Genomic DNA, 17,382 nt, shown 5'->3' with positions numbered 1-17,382 from the left:
GTAGGGTGCGACCAAAGGTAATCATTGCGAAGGCAATGTTCAAAAAATTTCAATCCACGCATCCGCGTAGGATGCGACACGACCACGACTGCTGAACTTCATGATGTAATCGATTTCAATCCACGCATCCGCGTAGGATGCGACACCGTCGCAGCGAGCGATTAGGAATAGTCGCTTGCATTTCAATCCACGCATCCGCGTAGGATGCGACAATGATTAGCTAAAGCAAACATAGATACCATGCGTATTTCAATCCACGCATCCGCGTAGGATGCGACCAGAGCTACAAGCCATCCAAGAGGGTAGGCTAGATTTCAATCCACGCATCCGCGTAGGATGCGACGTACATAAAGCGCAATATCACTCAATCCGGCCTCCTATTTCAATCCACGCATCCGCGTAGGATGCGACCGTTGGTCACCGAATACAGAGCCTGACATGAAAATTTCAATCCACGCATCCGCGTAGGATGCGACCTGCCGCATTTCGTTTCGACTAAAAACTCAAAAATTTCAATCCACGCATCCGCGTAGGATGCGACGACGTAATTCATCATTGGTCGTTACCAAGTCGCTGTATTTCAATCCACGCATCCGCGTAGGATGCGACTAGCGAGTACATGTACAATTCGGAGCCGCTGACAATATTTCAATCCACGCATCCGCGTAGGATGCGACATGTCGATTTCTCGTCCGTGTTCAAAGTCCAGCTTCGATTTCAATCCACGCATCCGCGTAGGATGCGACCATTTGTAAATTGGTACTTCTCACAATTTGGTATTATTTCAATCCACGCATCCGCGTAGGATGCGACAGCGAAAAATGATTGTTCCAATCATTTTTCGTTCTTGTTATGATTAAACAAATCAAATTAGCTATAAAATCAATCTAAAGCAGGTCGTTTCTCACCTTTGTCGCAAACCACAAAATGGATTTTTCCTATAATATAGAAATTTTATGGTGCGAATCCCCCGGGAAATTCATGTGCACTATACATTCGCACTAGAACTTGGGGGCTTCTCTATCGTTAAATCTATTATATATAAGTTACCACATTTTGCAGTTTCGTAATATAGTGCCCTTCGAGTCCGTATATACAACGATTCATCACTTCGCGCATTAATGCGCATTCTACAGGGTCATTGCTCAACGTGTTACCGAACCATTTCCAACCGAAATATCCCGTCCATTCGTTCCCGCACTCGCTTCCTCATCCTCGAACCATGCCGACAGGAGCGGCAAAGGACTCCTGTCCCAAGGCTCCACCCGTTCGAACGAGGTCACCGCAACTCCCCATACCAACTATGCTCCCTCTCTACTTCACAGGCTTAACCGCAATCCCCGCCTCTTCCAACCGCTCCCGAAGGCTGCGGGCAAAGGCAAGCGCATGAGCGCCGTCGCCGTGAATGCAGACCGTATCGGCCTGAATCGCCACGTCATGGCCCTGTACGGAGCGGACAACGCCTTCCCGCACCATGCGAACAACCTGCTGCACCGCTTTCTCGGCGTCCGTAATCAGCGCATGGGCTTCCCGGCGCGACGTCAATGACCCGTCCGCCTGATACGTCCGGTCGGCAAATACTTCATGCGCAGTGCGAAGACCTGCGGCCTCCCCGGCCCGTACCAATTCGCTGCCCGACAGGCCGAACACGGTGAGCTCCGGGTCTATGTCATAGACCGCGCGGGCGATCGCATCAGCCAATGGGCGGCGGGCAGCGGCCATGTTGTACAGGGCGCCGTGCGGCTTGACATGCCGCATTGTTCCGCCTGCCGCCTTGACGAATCCGGATAAAGCGCCGACCTGATACACGACAATGTCATAGGCTTCCTCCGGAGTGATGTCGAGATTGCGGCGGCCGAAGCCCGCCAGATCAGGCAGTCCCGGATGCGCCCCGATGGCAGCCCCGTGCGCAAGCGCCGCGGCCACCGTCTTCCTCATGACCGACGGATCGCCGGCATGAAAGCCGCAGGCGATATTCGCCGAGGTGACGAACGGCAAAATCTCCTCATCCGTCCCCATCCGGTAAGCGCCGAAGCTTTCTCCCATGTCGCAGTTGATATCTATTTTGTACATATGAATTCCTCCTAACGCGCTTGCAGAGCCAGTCCCTGCCTGAATTGAGCGATGCAGTTCTCCCGCATCACATATAAATCCTGCGCTTCCTCCAGAGAAACCTCTTCGAACCGTATTTGTCCACCCGGCTTCACCTGGGCTATCAGCGGCAGATCTACGCTAATCACGTGCGCGATACGAGGATATCCGCCAGCCGTCTGCCGGTCGGCCAGCAGCACGATCGGTTTGCCTTCCGGCGGCACCTGAATCGTGCCCGCGCCAACGGCTGACGAGACCATGTCCAGCGGATCGGCCAATGCCAGCGGTACGCCTTCCAACCGGTATCCCATCCGGTCAGATTGAGGCGTGACGCGGAATCGCTCCGTCCAGAGCTTCCGTCTGGTCTCTTCATCGAAGCGATGATATTCCGGTCCTTGTACTACACGCAGCACCGGATTGTCCTGATATGCCGGACGAAGCTCATGGCTGGCCCCCCACGGAAGCACGACCACTTCGTCCGAAGACATTTCCGGCCATGCAGCGGACGCTCCCGTCACCAGCACATCTCCCGCCTGAAGCGCCCGGCCGCGAAATCCGCCGATGCCAGCCCGCAAATACGTGCTGCGGCTGCCCATCACTTCGGGAACATGAATCCCGCCTGCGACCGCAAGATAAAGCCGGCAGCCGGACACCGCCCTGCCGAAGGTGAGCGTCTTGCCTGCAGGTATAAAGACAGGCCGCCATAGCGGAAGAGACACACCGTCCACGGCAGGGGACAAATTACCGCCAGCCAGCGCAACCACTGCCGCCTTTTCGAATACAAGCTTAGGCCCTATTAGCGTAATCTCCAGAGCCGCCGCCCCTTCCTGATTGCCTGCCAGAAGATTGGCCAGTCTTAGCGCCACCGCATCCATAGCGCCGCTCGCCAGCACGCCGTATTTCTGGAATCCGAAGCGCCCGCTATCCTGTACCGTCGTAAGCAGGCCTGCCATCTCAACGCGGATGCTCATACCGCATGCCCCTCCCAGCAATCGTATTCCTTCTCGGTTATCGGGACGAAGCGTATCGTATCCCCCGCTCTTAGCAAGGTCGGAGGGGTCATATCCGGGCGAAATAACGGAACCGGCGTCCTGCCGATCAACTGCCAGCCGCCTGGCGTCACAATGGGATAGACCCCCGTCTGCATCCCGGCAATCCCGACCGAGCCTGCCGGAATCGCCAGACGCGGAGAAGAGCGCCTCGGTGTCGCAATCCGCTCCGGCATGCCGCCGAGATACGGAAAACCAGGAGCAAACCCGATCATGTATACCAGGTACTCGGCGCTGCTGTGAATGCGTACAACCTCATCGGCCGTCAACCGGTTATGCGCGGCGACATCCTCCAGATCGGGACCGAATTCCCCACCGTAGCATACCGGAATTTCGACGGTGCGCACTTTCTTTTCCAGCCGCATCTCTGCCGTCTGCGCTACGGCCTTCTCCAGCTTCGCTTGCGCCTCCGCATATCGCAGCACTACAGGATCGTAAAATACCGTCACCGTGGTAAAAGCGGGGACATATTCGATCATTCCCGGAATCGGATGATGATCGAGATATAGCGACAACAATCGGACTTGTTCATGAGATGCCGGTCCGATGACCGTATCGAATTCCACCACAACCGCGGTATCTCCGAGCGGAAAGTATCGCATGCCACTTCCCCCTTCCCTTCTAGTTCACGCACTTAAAATAGCACGGAATGCAAAGAACAACAAGCGGATGTCGCACTCCAGAGATCTGCTTGTTGTATATGTACCATGGAGAATCTGCTGTATGCCTGCCTTTTGCCCAACGAAATCCTTCAATCCAACGATAACTTGAAAAAGACGTATCATAATCAAAAGTTAAAACGATATAAATACGGAAAAGGCCTTGCATCCGTCAAATAAAGGAGAATGGTGATGAACAATTCCGCGTATCCGAATTCCAAGAAACTGCTTCGCTGCACTTTGATCCTGACGCTCGGTTCCTCCCTGCTCGTCACTCCGCTCAGCGCGTCATCGGCGGCTTGCGAGACGGGAGGAGGCATCCATGCCGAACACAAGTTGAACAGCGAAATGGCCGTCGGAGAAAGCCGCATTCTGAGCAGGCAGCAGATTGAAGTGCTGTGGGATGGGACAGACGAGGATTTTTCTCCAGATAAGGCAGTGGACGCCGTCCGTTCCACTCTTCCCGAGAAAGAATATGAAGCGCTATTCCCGATGCGCCTCGGTTCCCCGGAATGGCATGCGTTCAACAAAGGAAAAGCGGATTACAATCCGAATCAGGCAGATTATTACTCCTACCGGAACTTCATCGACGCGGTACGCCTGGTAGCCAATCTGAAGTACAAAGTGTCCTACCGCGAAGGTAACTACTCTGCACAAGAAATATACCGGTTGGAGAAAAAGGGAAAAACAGAGACACTAATTGTACGTTCTGCGGATTTCAATTCACCTGATAATAAAGAAAAGCCAGTCATAACCCGAATTGTTGATTTCGGCAGTTTTTTAAATGAAGGACTGGAAAAGGATCGCAAGCGTGATCTGGCTGCCCTGCTGGCCAATCTCTCTCATGAAACGGGCGGCGGCTGGGATGAAGCGCCGAGAGGCATGCTGCGCTGGGGACTCTATTGGAATGAAAATATCGCGGGCAGAACGGGCCAAAACAAATCTGATTTTGTGGACCCGGCAAGCAGCAAAGAATATCCGGGATTTCCGGGCAAGAAATACTATGGGCGCGGTCCGATCATGTTAAGCTGGAATTTCAACTACGGATTAATGAGTGCCATCATCTATGGTGACAAAAACGTGCTTCTGAAAAATCCCGAGGCTATCGCTGCCGATGGCAAGCTTGGATTCGCGACCGCCATCCTGTTCTGGATGACCCCGCAAGCGCCGAAGCCTTCGGCACATGATGTGATGATAGGCAGATGGAAGCCTTCGCAAGAGGAAGCTGCGCAAGGACTAACCCCGCCTGGATTCGGCGTCAGCATTATGGTTCTGAACGGCTTGGAGGCCAATCTGGATGACACGAATGGCGCCATCAAGCGGCGTGCCGGACATTACCGTGACATTACAAGCAAAATGGGCGTGGATATTACAGGCGAGAAAATCGATACATTGGGGATGAAGCCCTTTTAACACGGCTTGCGCTGGAATATAAATAACCCCTTTGGCGGCTATGCAAGCTTCATCTTCTAAATGTGCTTGCTGCATGGTCTGCCCAAAGGGGATAACCGCATTTCCCCGTTTCCTTTGGAAACCAGATAAGAACCTGCCCTCCGCGAGCGTATTTGTGCGACTGTCGAAATTGCTTTCCTTTGCCGATACTTATTGATGTACGCCAATTCAACTAGGAGGATTGTTCTTCTTTGGAAAAGCCAAGTTTAATTACCATTTTTTCTTCATTCGGAATCCTTTTAGGTAATGGGATCATATATTCCACAGGTCAGTACAACATCATGTGGTCAGCATTGGTCAGCAGTTTTTTGAGCACCCTATTTTCTCTCGTCGCGCTAAAATTAAATGAAAAAGGATTGCTATTTTCTGTTTTTCAAGTCATTGATTTACTTGTCGGTTTTCTACTTTTTTATCTGCTCTTTTACATCATAACCGCCCTCGCAATCAAGGACCTTGGACTTGAAGATTTGGTTAGAGAGCTAGTTACATCCCTGATTGCGGTACCTGTCGCGCTGTTCATGATCATTAGGCACATCAAGAAGAAAAATATCAAGCTCCAAAGAATAAAAGTTGAAGAAGACTAGGAGAGAAGGTATACCGATGAACAACATGAATGACAGAAGCAAGGAATTATTGAAGCAAGCACACGTATATGCCGGGGAGTTATCCAATCATCCGGTATTGTCCCGATATTGGGACAAGCTCTCGCTCGTCGTCAAAGGCAGCGTGTCCCGCGGCAACTGCGACGAGTATTCGGATATTGACTTCGTCTTCTTCTGTGATGAGGATGTTCGCGGGAACATCGTCAGCGGCTATAAGGAAGCTGGCTTGATCACGCGGGAGGACGGCGTTTTTCTGCCAATCGGGGATTGGGCGGGTCATTACCATGTGGAGACGTTCGCTATGTTGGAGGGATACTTCCTGGGGAACAATTACCCGCAAGTATGGGAATTCCAGCAGGCCATTCCGGTTCATGACAGCGGATCGCGCTTCCAGGATACGATAGCCCGGTTATCCGCTTCGTATCTTCAAAATTCCATGGACGCCATCAAGAGCAAGTATCTGAACCTGCAGCTTACGCTCGATTGGATGCGGCATCCGCTCAAGCGCGGCGATATCATCGCCACAAGCCTGCACTGTGCCACAATCGTAAGGGAGCTGTGCCAACTCTCCTACCTACTGGATGGAAAAAGCTATCCGCATGACAAATGGCTCTCCGCCTATCTGTCCACCACAAGGTTCGGGCGTATGCAGGAGCAGCGAATTCGAGAATATATGCGTACCATCCCGAATGGCGAGCCGATTACGCCGCATTTGGAGCTGTTCGAATATCCTTGCTATCAGCAAGCATGGGAACTGATTGATCAAGCAGTCCAATTTATACGCAAGGCATACGGGAATTATCCATGGCTTGACGAATGGTACTTATATGGGTAGTTCTTTTCGACTTTGATTCACGTAAAACGATACACAGAGTCGATGTCCAGTATGGCTGCGATGCTGATCTGGAATCGACTCTATCCCTCTGATTCGTTACCTGTCCGCTTGTTCATGAAGCATTTTCCTCTGAAATTCGACGAGATAATAATCTAGCTCCTGACTGACACTCACTACCTCATCGTCCGTGAAATATATCTTCCTATACGAGTTTCTGTCGGAAGCTGCCGCTCAGAGGGAGGGCCGCTCCAACCAAAAATGGTCTCCCCCCATCTTGCTAGCTCATGAACAAGGGGTAACAAAACCGCTTCTGCGGTGTTCCTAATGAGAATACCAATGGCGCCAAACAGGTGTCCGGAGATATACACTACCTTGGAAGAACTCTCAGATCCTGATGGAGTTTCTTGACGCGAGGCATCCGGGGAACTTCCTTCATCTGCTTCATCGCATCGCCGATCAACACGCCCATGTCGTTGACATAAGAAAGAGGAGCCGTTCGTTTCACGATCTAAATCCATGTCAACCCAAGCAATTCCAGCGACCACGAGGGAAGAACGGAAAAAGTGAATCAGACTCTCATAGCAACGGCTATATAAAGAAAGATCTCCGTTGACCGAGGTCATACCCAGATAATCGGTGCGTAACATCAGAGCGATGACGATCACAACCGAATGTGGCGAATCGGGAATGCAGGATCGGAATGCAAAGAGAACTTCATTCATAAATTTCAGCATCCTTCTAATCCCAAAAACTATTTGTTATTCTTGTCCTCTCTTATCTTTTTTAGAGTATAACTTATATCCGTTAAAACTCTCCAAATGGAGTGCTGTAGAATAAAACTAATACAAAAACCCACAATTACAACAATAATCAAGATTGACATCCAATCATTCCTTTCGTCTGATTACACGGGAGGACGGCGTTTTTCTGCCTATCGGGGATTGGGCGGGTCATTATCATGTGGAGACGTTCGCTATGGTGGAGGGATACTTCCTGGGGAACAATTACCCGCAAGCATGGGAATTCCAGCAGGCCATTCCGGTTCATGACAGCGGCTCGCGCTTCCAGGATATGATAGCCCGGTTATCCGCTTCGTATTTTCAAGATTCCATGGACGCAATCAAGGGCAAGTATCTGAACCTGCAGCTTACGCTCGATTGGATACGGCATCCGCTCAAACGCGGCGATAACATCGCCACAAGCCTGCATTGCGCCACAATCGTCAGGGAGCTATGCCAGCTCTCCTACCTACTGGATGGAAAAAGCTATCCGCATGACAAATGGCTCTCCGCCTATCTGTCCACGACCAGGTTCGGCAGTATGCGGGAGCAGCGCATTCGAGACTATATGCGTACCATCCCGAATGGCGATTCGATTACACCGCATTTGGAGCTGTCCGAATATCCTTTCTATCAGCAAGCATGGGAACTGATTGATCAATCAGTCCAATTTATACGCAAGGCATACGGGAATTATCCATGGCTTGACGAATGGTACTTATATGGGTAGTTCTTTTGAGTTCGACTCACGTAAAACGATACACAGAGTCGATGTCCAGTATGGCTGCGATGCTGATCTGGAATCGACTCTATCCCTCTGATTCGTTACCTGTCCGCTTGTTCATGAAGCATTTTCCTCTGAAATTCGACGAGATAATAATCTAGCTCCTGACTGACACTCACTACCTCATCGTCCGTAAAATTTTTCTTCATATTCACTATCGTTACGAGCTTATGTCTAAGCTGCTGAATTTTTTGGAATAATCTTGCATTAGACGCGCTGTAGTACAGGCACAACGTGAATCACCTCGCTTTTCGCCCATGGATGACATCTCATCAAGATTGTCGATTATTGTTGTACCCATTATATGACAGGTTACCTCATATCCATAATTTTCATAAACATGTAACTTTCGATTTATTTCTACAAAATGGCCCTAAAAAAAAGTGCCTCGAAAGGCACTCTCTAAAAAAATTCAAGTACACAACTGTTAGAGAAATCAAGATGTTAATGTGGGCTCCACTCGGGATTTCCAGAATACATCCTGATCTCTGTGTAATCAGAATGGACAGGAAGAGGGGCTACAGCCACATATAACGACAATATGAGACATACAAGCGGAATCAACTTTTTTTTCATAAATACTACTCCTCCTTGTCATAATATCTTAACTCATCATAGAGCTTATCAATTTTTCGTATATTGTCACCATGGATGAGGCTTTGGTTCTTTAACAGTTCTTTCGTTATGATGCTAAGGCATTCAAAAACCTCATCAAACCGTGATATTTTTGCATATTCTTGGGCGCTTTTTCGGCAACTCTCCATAGCGATATCAAAATCGGTTGTAATAAAGGCAAGTTGTTTGAGACGATAGAAATATGCCTTATGCAGTTGGGTGATGGGTGTAGTGACTGGAATGCCCGCTAATCTTTCTTCATATTTAAGCAGTTCTCGAATAGCATTTCTATTGTTGGTTTCCAAATAAATTTCAAAAAGTCTTGTGATGATAATAATAAAATTTATATCCGCCACTTGGGGGAGTAGCTCTTGCAATATCGCAATAGCCGGATCTAAATCACCTGTCCTGCTTTTTACGATAGCAGTTGTCACCTTTCGGTTCTCTTCTACTCCAGGATGATTATAAGTTCCGTACTCCTGTAAATAATGCCCCCACTTTTCGTAATCGCCTAAATGCTCATGGGCAAACCCTAACAAATAGAGAGTTTTTGCTTTAACCTCACTTCGGGTCGGGTCATTGTGAATAATATACTCGCACAGTTCCACACATTCCTCGTACCTCATGAGATTATAAGCATGCACACCCAACTTGTAATGAAAAGTGAGCTTTTCTTCGTCGGACAGGAAATTGGTGTAGTGCAAAATATGTCTTCCATCCTGATAAGTAGCTTCCAGCCTGCTGAAATCATCTCGGGCAATGAAGTAGGATTGAAGTAATCCTTTGGCTAAAAACGGCATCATTCCGTGGTCACGCGAATAGTTCGTGATCAAGGTATACAATAATAATCGGATTTTTCGGTCTTCGATGGCATCGGCCAACTCATACAGTCGGTGAACCAGACAATAACTGTCTTCGCTTGGCGATTCCAAAAACTTCACAGCAACCTTGCTAATCAGCCCGCTATCTCCGGTCGGAACGGCTTCCAGCAAAATGGTATACAGGGAATCTGCCCTCTTCTCAATCTCTATGTAGCGCTCGACGATGTCCTCGAAGGGTATTCCTAACGATGCAGCAAGCGGGCGTATCGTCTCAAATCCAGGCCGCCTGACCTCACCATTTTCAATTCTGGAAATGGTCCCCTTATGGATGCCGCTCAGCTCTGATAGCTGCGCTAATGTCATCTCGGCCTCGCGCCTATACTTGTGTATCGATTCCCCAATCGTTAGGGTCGCGCTATTCACTCACGCCTTCACCTTCCTTTTTTCACCAATTTTCGATTATCTTCAATTTATCACATCACTTTTGAATTGTAAACTATTGAAATAGCTATCATATCATTATCTTAGAAAAACTAATATTACTATTATAGCATAAAAACACCAATAGATTATATTAGTACTATTGATGTCTTTGCCGGTAACATAACCATCGCATCGAGCGGATCGGAGCAGAGTTTCTTCATATAATCAACTGTATTCCCGCCGGCTCGCTTGCCTCACTCGCCCCGGACTTGTTCCAACAGCCCCCGAATCACCTCCACCACCAGCTCGGGTTCGTCATGAATGACCATATGTCCGCTCTTCTTCGCGACGATAAGCTCGCTGTCGGTCGAGATGTTCAACATCTCCCGCTGTCCGGCCTGCCATATCTCCTCCATCTTCTGACCGCCCTCCGGGGAAATGCCCGCTTGGGAATAGTTCTGCGGAATCCCCCGGGCAATGATTCGGACCGGGAGCGCTCCTAACTGCTGTCCGCGTATCGCGTCCTCGGTCGCGGCCGCCAGTTGCGCTTCCTCTTCTTTGGCTTCGAAAAAATGGGGCTGCGCAATCACATTCAGGAACCGCTCTCTATCTTCCTTCGCCACCAGCCCTTCGAGCAGGACATCCTGGAACAGGCGCAGAACTCCCGACGTTTTCAGCAGCTTCAATACATACGCAGGGGGATTGCCCTGGAAGTTCTCCCGCTCCAGAATCGCCCGGGTCTCACGCTCATCATTCTCCGGCCGGGCATCGATCAGCACGAGGCCGGCCACTTCGTCACGGTACGTCTGGGCGAACAGCCGGGCGTACATGCCCCCCAAGGAATGGCCGACCATAATGTAAGGACCGCTGAGCCCTTCTTGTTCGAGGGCAGCATGCAGCTCCCGCACGATGTTGGCGCCGGTTCGCTCCGTGTTCGCCGGCTCGCTCCACGCATAGCCGCCCCGGTCGTAGCTGACGACGGTGGCGTATGCAGCCAATTGCTCCGGGATATCTCTCCAGGACAAGCTTGTCTCTCCGCTCCCGGCTTCCAGCACGATCGTCGGCGATCCGGCGCCGAATTTGTGGATATGGAGACGGTATCCTCCCACATCAACCAGTTGTCCCGGCGGCGGATCATTCCGCCTCGCCTGCTCCGATGCGATCCACTCATAGACGAAGCCGAATCCGATGAGGAGCGCCAGCGCCGCCAGTACGATCAGCAGAAGCGTTTTCCCCCTTTTTTTCTTTGTTGGCTTGCTTTCCTCGACTGCGGTCTTCACCTGTTGACAGCTCCTTTGCTGATGACTTTTCTTTTTAGCACACTGTACTAACAAAAATTAATATAGCACGCTGTATTAAAAAAAGTAAAGCGTGTATAATGGAGCTATGCCAAAAATCGTGGATCATGAAAAACAAAGACATATTGTTGCCGAGGCGGCCCTGAGAGTCATCCGCCGCTCCGGATTGGAGCGCGCCTCCGTCCGCAATATCGCCGGGGAAGCCGGTCTGTCTGTCGGCTCGATGCGTCACTATTTCTCCACTCAGGCGGAGTTGTTTGCTTTCTGCATGAATCTTTTTATCGAGCGGGTCGAGAAGCGGATTGAAGCAATGGATGGCGAAGGGCCGGTGCTGATGAATTTGAAGCGTCTGCTTCTTCAGTTTTTGCCGGTGGACGAAGAGAGAACGATGGAAATGGAGGTATGGCTTTCCTTTCAGGCCAAAGCATTGATTTATCCCGAGCTTCTGGCGTTGAGCGACAAAATGCATGACGGCATATACACGGCAGCGGCATTCGTTGTCAACACGCTGCTGGAGCAGAAGCTGGCCAAGCCCGGGCTGGACGCCGATATGGAAGCGGAGAAGCTGTACGCCCTCGTCGACGGTCTGGCCATGCACCGCATGATGCGTCCCGACCGGCTTCCGGCGGAACGGCTCGAGTCGATTATCGACCAGCATTTGCAAGGGCTATGCACACCTTGAACCGCATGAAGCCCGCTTTCTCAAGCGCTGCCTGAGGGCGGGCAACGCTTTATTGGCCTCTTCCTTACCTGCCGGTTATTACCCAATTCCGTTCAAAGCTGACTGATGTCCGAGCACACAAATAAGCCCGCCATCCCTCTTCACGAGCGAGGCGGGCCCTGTCCTGCTTCCTGATTCGATTATTTCCATCTTATGTCGTCATACAGATCCATCATCACTTCATGAACGCCCCAGCCAAAGCCCGCTGCGTTCCATGCCGCGGCCTCTATCCGTTCCTTATATTCATGGAACAGCTCGGCGGTCTCATGTTCATTCAAGATAACGATGACATCTTCATACATCGACATCAGCTGGTCATAGAACCGTGCATCGATATCACCATACGTATTCGAGAACAAGACGGATAGTTCCACGTAGATGAGCTTCAACTCCAGCGTCTGTTTGACGCTGCCGGTCAATTTCTTGAACTCGGCGATCGCGTTTTTAGCTTCTTGAAGCCGCAGCTTCGCGTGACCGCGCTCAGGGAAAAACTCCTGCTTGATCTTATCCCGACATTCGTGAAAAAGCGACTCCACCGCCTCTTTTCCGATCAACCGGGCAGCGAGAAAACGCTGCATATCTTTGCTCGCGCTATAGCCGTCCTTTACCAGCTCCATCAGCTCTTCCCGGCTCATCTGCTTCAAGCGCTTGTTCAATCCGGCCTTCGTTAGCTTCACCGGCTTCCGGCGTGATTCGGGAACCAGCTTGCTGCCCTGCTCCCGCAACTCCACATTCACCTCATCACAGGAAAAGTGCTCAGGATCGTATCCTTCCGTCAACCAGTCCTTGAACATGGCATGCTGTTCATGTCCGGGGTCTGACAATGCCTCCGCCATATGACAGTAACCCGGCACACCGCCCACATCTTCCGGCGGACAACTGCGCTCTCCTTTCAGGCAGAGCGGGATCAAGCCGGCCGACTCCTCTGTCTGTATGTTCATCACCGTAATCGTATGTTCCCATCCGTCGCCGAAATCATACAAATAGGAAAAAGCCGTCTTCTCCCGATTCACATGCTGGTCGACCGTCTCTTTTCGGGCATTGAGCTGTCTTCCTCCATCCGGAAAATTCGGGTCCGGCAGGCTGATTCTTGTAGAACCGACCCGGAACTCATACAAATGATAATTTTCCCAGCCCATGACGGCCTGAATGATATTGTGCAACTGGTCAAACGTGACATCTGCATGAAACTGAAACTGACGCCATATTTTCGGGGTGATATCATTTAGTTCAATCTGGCATGTGTACAGCATCGAACCGTTCCTCCTTGGATGTTGTCGCAAATTGTAAGGCTATCGTTGGAGCAGATGAAAAATAAGTAGCTTCATTATAGCAGAAGGAACGTTCATATACTTATTGCGATTTTCAGTAGGCCGGACCAAGACCATCTTGCGGCTCTTGACCTTCATTAGAGTTCTGAACGGATTCTGGCCTGTGGTACCCGATCTCCAGCATATTTTTGTTAACCACATAGGTATTGGCAATCTTATCATGAAGCGCTTGCTTCTTCTCCGTAAACCCGGCCATGAGAAATCCGATATAGAGCGTCACGACCGAGACGCACTTGCTCCAATACCTGGCGCTTGCCCGGCCGAAGGACACCTTCTCAAAGCGTTCGTCTACGACGGCAATCCCCAAGGCCAGCTTCCCGAGGGTTCCTTTGAAGCGAGAGGATTCCATGATGGCGTAATACAGCCAGACGACGCATAGCGCGCTTCCCCAGATTATTGTAAGAGAGAAAATGCCGAGTAAAATTTCCGCCGTTCTGTATTCAAACCTAACAAAAAAAAATTGAATGAAAGCCGTCTCAAACATTAACGTTGCGATGAGAAGCCCAAAAAGCATTGCCGTAACACGAGCAACAAAAAAAATAATGAAGCCATCAATAAAGTTGGCAAAAAATCGTTTCCAAAAACCTGCGTGCATGAAAGAACCTCCGTCTTTTGATAATATTGTGCAGGGTGCGCCCTATCGTCCAGTCCTCATCTCCGGGCACAGTATTCGTTTCCGCCATTCCCCTGCATACCCTGCTTTTTACATAGGATGTCATCGGAATAATTGGGACTTTCTAAAATAGTTCTACAGACCCATTTTAGTCCGAAGGGAGCAGCAAGAAGCCCGCTCCCCCTCGCCAAAAGCGATGCCTGCGAATCAGACCAACAGTATAACTTTTTCTTGCGTAACTAACGGACGTCAGAGTTGAAAAGATGGAAAAGATTCCTTCGCCGTTCTTAATATGACATAGGTTGTCATATTTCAGGTCTATAATAGACCGTAGAACAACGAAAGGAGTACCCGTTCATGAAACCTCTAAATGGAAAAGTGGCTTTGGTGGCAGGGGCAACACGCGGCGCTGGTAGAGGAATAGCTATCGAATTAGGAGCGGCTGGGGCTACAGTTTACGTGACAGGACGAACGACACGAACACAACGATCTGAGTACAATCGACCTGAAACGATCGAAGAAACCGCGGAACTGGTAAGTAAGGCGGGGGGCCGAGGAATTGCGGTTCAAGTGGATCATCTGGATCCCGATCAGGTTCGGGCACTAATCGCTCGCATTGAGGATGAACAGGGGAGACTGGACATTTTGGTCAACGATGTGTGGGGTGGAGAATATCTGACGCAGTGGAATGTGCCCGTGTGGGAGCACTCCCTGGAACGTGGGCTTCGCATGCTCCGGCTTGCGGTTGACACGCATATGATTACAAGCCACTTTGCACTGCCTTTGTTAATCCGCAATAAGAATGGGCTGGTTATTGAGGTAACGGATGGCACGGCAGAATACAACGAGAAAAACTACCGTTTATCCCTGTTCTACGATCTGGCCAAAACGTCGGTCATTCGTATGGCTCAGTCTTTAGCCCATGAGCTTTCACCCTATAAATGCACCGCAGTAGCAGTCACTCCGGGTTGGATGCGTTCTGAAATCATGCTTGATCACTATGGTGTGACAGAAGAAAACTGGCGTGACGCCACGGTGAAGGAACCTCATTTCATTATCTCGGAATCGCCCCGTTTTGTAGGGCGTGCCGTTGCCGCGCTGGCTGGAGATCCGGAAGCAGCCCGATGGAACGGTCAGTCTGTGTCAAGCGGACAGCTCGCACAAGAGTATGGTTTTTATGATCTTGACGGCTCACAGCCTGACTGCTGGAGGTATCTCGTAGAAGTGCAAGATGCGGGCAAACCAGCGAATGCTTCGGGTTACCGTTAATATTCAAATAAGAAAGACTGAATTCAAGCGTTTAGCAGAAAGTTTAACCGCCTTTTCAGGAAGGCGGTTTGCTTTTGACGTAAAATCAACAATAAAATTTAAGTCAATCATAATTCCCATAATTCTCCGGGAGCCGGAAGACGCCATCGATTAAATCATTGGTGACCATGCCATCACTTCGCACGGACATCGCTGTAATTGTCGCGTTCGCTTCCGCCTTATCGACGATCAAGATCCCCGAGCTTGGGATTGGGAGTGAAGATGACAATCGCTGCAATTAACACGATACCAGCAATAAGGAAATAAATTATTTTTCTCATCTGTGTCACCTGCACAATCTTCGCCGAGACAGAGCCATGCCAATGCCGCGAAGGGGGCGTTTCCTTTCCAGATTCATATTTATATCCAACACTGATGTCATCGGAATATTTTGGATGTCCGCAAATAGTTCCATCGTACTTTTTAGCAATTATCAGAGAAAAGATGGCAGGGAATGAATAAGGATATGTAGTTGGCTGCCGCATTCTGTGTACATCCGGTTAAGCTGGCACGTATCGTTCAGTTGCGGTATTGACCATTTGAAACACAGCAAAATCCCGCGTCCGACGCTATGCCGACGCGGGAACCATGACTCACTTCATTTTCCAACTGGTGACTTTGACAATCGCGTCGTCGGCGTTCTTGAGATCCGCCTTCCCCATATCCCAAAGTTGGCTCCATTGCTTCACGCGGTTCTTGCCGTTGGGCGGCTGATTGTAGTCATTGGTATCTACGACTAATGTGCGCTCGGCATAAAATTTCTTCATAAATGTCTTCTCGTCGGTACTTTTGCCTGAGCGGGACAGAATACCCTGGAGCGTTCCGGAATCACCGGTAGCGCCCTGATTCAATGCCGTATCGACAAAGGAGCCGATGGTCAGAGCGGAATTGAAGCCGCGTTGACGCGCTTGCTGGACGCTGTATTTGATGTAAACTTTGTAGAAAGTTTGCCAGATTGCCTCTCTCCATGTGTCATTGTTCTGCAACTTTTTGATTTTGCCGCAAAACACTTTTTCGCTATCCTTTATTTTTAAAATCGAACCTTTCATCGACCCGTTAACGCCTATGCGTGCCAGACCGCCTTCGACGGAAGGATTGGCCGCTCCGCTGGCAGCGTCAAATTCCTTGAACAGAGTCGGGCCATCCGGATGTTTGTCGTTGGATCCCCCTGTAGTGGCTCCGAATATGCCGATAGTATAGCCGCGGTCATCGCCAATGTCCTCGCAGTAACCATAGTACTTGGTCCAGTCGAGCGAGTCCTGCTCAGGTTTGTTGATGAGTTTCATAATATTGTCCCACTGCTCGCCATCGAGCCCCGTATTGGTACGAAGGAACTTAAGCGTCTCCGGTGAGAAATTTTCATCGTGAGAGTTTGCGGCATACGCCTTAGTTGGTAGCAGAGCATTTATTCCGAAAAAGGAAACAAGAAAAGAAAATGAGAGCAGAACGACCAATATTTTTGTCATTTTTTTGGCTGGTTTAGCATTAGTCATACCAGAAGACCTCCTAAAAAATAAGGTTATTGCGAGACAAATGATGCAATGTGAATCTTAACTGCAGTTAAGCGTTCGGCATGCCACCCTGAATATTATGAAACTACAATGGAATTGATTCTTATTTTGTAAAAATTAGTAAAGACCAGGAAGAAATAATCCCCCGGCTTCCCCGGCATTATGAATAAGAACCAGAATTCAGAAATGGATGATTCATGTTCATATTCACTGCACCTCTCCATGGAATATAGCTCTGACAACAGACCCGTTCTTTCCTGCATCTTCGCCTTCCAGCATCTGTTCGTGCTTCCCGCTGCCTTGGTACAGTATTTGGTCTCCGGCAGTCCATGGCTTCCAGTAACATTGCTCTGGCTGCTCTTCTGCATTTTCCGATTGGATCAGATGAATGCAGGCCTGAATTCGCATCAAATCGGCATAAATCGTTTCCAAAACCCCTCATATTTATTTTAATAAGAACTTCTCTCTGTATAACCTTATTTTTACATAA

20 protein-coding genes and 1 CRISPR repeat array (1 of these 21 running past the window's edge) are annotated in these 17,382 nt (G+C 49.7%); of the genes, 6 read left to right on the top strand and 14 right to left on the bottom strand.

The genetic code is table 11. The features are described from left to right. A CRISPR array of direct repeats spans positions 1–813; the repeat unit is 32 nt; unit sequence ATTTCAATCCACGCATCCGCGTAGGATGCGAC; it reaches 690 nt to the left of the window's first position. A gap of 332 nt (positions 814–1,145) precedes the next feature. From NNL35_RS11690 to pxpB, 4 genes are read right to left on the bottom strand one after another with little or no spacing between them, the layout of a single operon-like run. Then, the gene (locus tag NNL35_RS11690) at positions 1,146–1,301 is read right to left on the bottom strand and encodes a hypothetical protein (RefSeq protein WP_158000438.1); all 156 of its coding nucleotides are present in this window, start codon (positions 1,299–1,301) and stop codon (positions 1,146–1,148) included. 13 nt (positions 1,302–1,314) lie between these two features. After that, positions 1,315–2,073: a LamB/YcsF family protein gene (locus NNL35_RS11685; RefSeq protein ID WP_006676317.1), complete on the bottom strand. Its 759-nt coding sequence runs from the start codon at positions 2,071–2,073 to the stop codon at positions 1,315–1,317. Positions 2,074–2,084: 11 nt separating this feature from the next. Next, on the bottom strand, positions 2,085–3,062 hold the full coding sequence (locus tag NNL35_RS11680) for a 5-oxoprolinase subunit C family protein (RefSeq protein WP_006676318.1): 978 nt from the start codon (positions 3,060–3,062) through the stop codon (positions 2,085–2,087). Continuing rightward, on the bottom strand, positions 3,059–3,742 hold the full coding sequence (gene pxpB / locus NNL35_RS11675; protein ID WP_006676319.1) for a 5-oxoprolinase subunit PxpB: 684 nt from the start codon (positions 3,740–3,742) through the stop codon (positions 3,059–3,061). Before pxpB ends, NNL35_RS11680 begins: the two co-directional genes overlap by 4 nt. 249 nt (positions 3,743–3,991) lie before the next feature. Here pxpB and NNL35_RS11670 point away from each other — a divergent pair, with 249 nt between their 5' ends. The 3 genes from NNL35_RS11670 (at position 3,992) to NNL35_RS11660 (ending at position 6,688) form a co-directional block, all read left to right on the top strand. Continuing rightward, entirely contained in the window at positions 3,992–5,212 is a 1,221-nt protein-coding gene (locus NNL35_RS11670; protein WP_006676320.1) for a chitinase, read from the top strand. 230 nt (positions 5,213–5,442) lie between these two features. Beyond that, entirely contained in the window at positions 5,443–5,835 is a 393-nt protein-coding gene (locus tag NNL35_RS11665) for a hypothetical protein (protein WP_006676321.1), read from the top strand. A gap of 16 nt (positions 5,836–5,851) precedes the next feature. Then, positions 5,852–6,688, top strand: a complete 837-nt coding sequence (locus tag NNL35_RS11660; RefSeq protein ID WP_254553380.1) for a nucleotidyltransferase domain-containing protein — start codon at positions 5,852–5,854, stop codon at positions 6,686–6,688. Positions 6,689–6,784: 96 nt separating this feature from the next. Here NNL35_RS11660 and NNL35_RS30655 read toward each other — a convergent pair whose 3' ends face one another. Both NNL35_RS30655 and NNL35_RS11655 read right to left on the bottom strand, forming a co-directional pair. Further along, on the bottom strand, positions 6,785–6,862 hold the full coding sequence (locus tag NNL35_RS30655) for a hypothetical protein (protein WP_420832879.1): 78 nt from the start codon (positions 6,860–6,862) through the stop codon (positions 6,785–6,787). Next, the gene (locus NNL35_RS11655; RefSeq protein ID WP_254553379.1) at positions 6,862–7,422 is read right to left on the bottom strand and encodes a hypothetical protein; all 561 of its coding nucleotides are present in this window, start codon (positions 7,420–7,422) and stop codon (positions 6,862–6,864) included. The genes NNL35_RS30655 and NNL35_RS11655 overlap by 1 nt, the downstream gene beginning before the upstream one ends. Before the next feature lie 142 nt (positions 7,423–7,564). Between NNL35_RS11655 and NNL35_RS11650 the strand changes: the two genes are divergently transcribed. Then, on the top strand, positions 7,565–8,197 hold the full coding sequence (locus tag NNL35_RS11650; RefSeq protein ID WP_254553378.1) for a DUF4037 domain-containing protein: 633 nt from the start codon (positions 7,565–7,567) through the stop codon (positions 8,195–8,197). Between the two features lie 95 nt (positions 8,198–8,292). On the opposite strand, the gene NNL35_RS30375 is transcribed toward NNL35_RS11650, so the two are convergent. The 3 genes from NNL35_RS30375 to NNL35_RS11635 all read right to left on the bottom strand — a co-directional run bounded on the left by NNL35_RS30375 (position 8,293) and on the right by NNL35_RS11635 (position 11,390). Continuing rightward, positions 8,293–8,484, bottom strand: a complete 192-nt coding sequence (locus tag NNL35_RS30375) for an aspartyl-phosphate phosphatase Spo0E family protein (protein WP_111153411.1) — start codon at positions 8,482–8,484, stop codon at positions 8,293–8,295. Between the two features lie 348 nt (positions 8,485–8,832). Further along, entirely contained in the window at positions 8,833–10,110 is a 1,278-nt protein-coding gene (locus tag NNL35_RS11640; protein ID WP_276540130.1) for a helix-turn-helix domain-containing protein, read from the bottom strand. Between the two features lie 254 nt (positions 10,111–10,364). Beyond that, on the bottom strand, positions 10,365–11,390 hold the full coding sequence (locus NNL35_RS11635) for an alpha/beta fold hydrolase (RefSeq protein ID WP_006679992.1): 1,026 nt from the start codon (positions 11,388–11,390) through the stop codon (positions 10,365–10,367). 106 nt (positions 11,391–11,496) lie between these two features. Here NNL35_RS11635 and NNL35_RS11630 point away from each other — a divergent pair, with 106 nt between their 5' ends. Continuing rightward, a complete protein-coding gene (locus tag NNL35_RS11630) occupies positions 11,497–12,090 on the top strand; it encodes a TetR/AcrR family transcriptional regulator (RefSeq protein WP_006679993.1) in 594 nt (197 codons plus the stop codon). A 179-nt stretch (positions 12,091–12,269) separates the two neighbouring features. On the opposite strand, the gene NNL35_RS11625 is transcribed toward NNL35_RS11630, so the two are convergent. Both NNL35_RS11625 and NNL35_RS11620 read right to left on the bottom strand, forming a co-directional pair. Further along, the gene (locus NNL35_RS11625; protein ID WP_006679994.1) at positions 12,270–13,382 is read right to left on the bottom strand and encodes a plasmid pRiA4b ORF-3 family protein; all 1,113 of its coding nucleotides are present in this window, start codon (positions 13,380–13,382) and stop codon (positions 12,270–12,272) included. Between the two features lie 112 nt (positions 13,383–13,494). Next, the gene (locus NNL35_RS11620; RefSeq protein WP_006679995.1) at positions 13,495–14,055 is read right to left on the bottom strand and encodes an RDD family protein; all 561 of its coding nucleotides are present in this window, start codon (positions 14,053–14,055) and stop codon (positions 13,495–13,497) included. A 375-nt stretch (positions 14,056–14,430) separates the two neighbouring features. On the opposite strand from NNL35_RS11620, the gene NNL35_RS11615 reads away from it, so the two are divergent. Continuing rightward, positions 14,431–15,342: an SDR family oxidoreductase gene (locus tag NNL35_RS11615; RefSeq protein WP_006679996.1), complete on the top strand. Its 912-nt coding sequence runs from the start codon at positions 14,431–14,433 to the stop codon at positions 15,340–15,342. Between the two features lie 218 nt (positions 15,343–15,560). On the opposite strand, the gene NNL35_RS11610 is transcribed toward NNL35_RS11615, so the two are convergent. From NNL35_RS11610 to NNL35_RS11600, 3 genes are all read right to left on the bottom strand, one after another. Then, positions 15,561–15,866 (bottom strand): hypothetical protein, encoded by a 306-nt coding sequence (locus NNL35_RS11610; protein WP_006679997.1) that lies wholly within the window; start codon positions 15,864–15,866, stop codon positions 15,561–15,563. Positions 15,867–15,974: 108 nt separating this feature from the next. Continuing rightward, positions 15,975–16,874 (bottom strand): chitosanase, encoded by a 900-nt coding sequence (locus NNL35_RS11605; protein ID WP_006679998.1) that lies wholly within the window; start codon positions 16,872–16,874, stop codon positions 15,975–15,977. Positions 16,875–17,099: 225 nt separating this feature from the next. Next, complete coding sequence (locus NNL35_RS11600; protein ID WP_006679999.1) at positions 17,100–17,324, bottom strand: hypothetical protein; 225 nt, start codon at positions 17,322–17,324, stop codon at positions 17,100–17,102. Positions 17,325–17,382: the final 58 nt, after the last annotated feature.

The organism is Paenibacillus dendritiformis (assembly GCF_945605565.1).
GTDB lineage: Bacteria > Bacillota > Bacilli > Paenibacillales > Paenibacillaceae > Paenibacillus_B > Paenibacillus_B dendritiformis_A.
The sequence above is the reverse complement of the archived record's forward strand: the minus strand, read 5'-3'. Positions and strand labels throughout refer to the sequence as shown.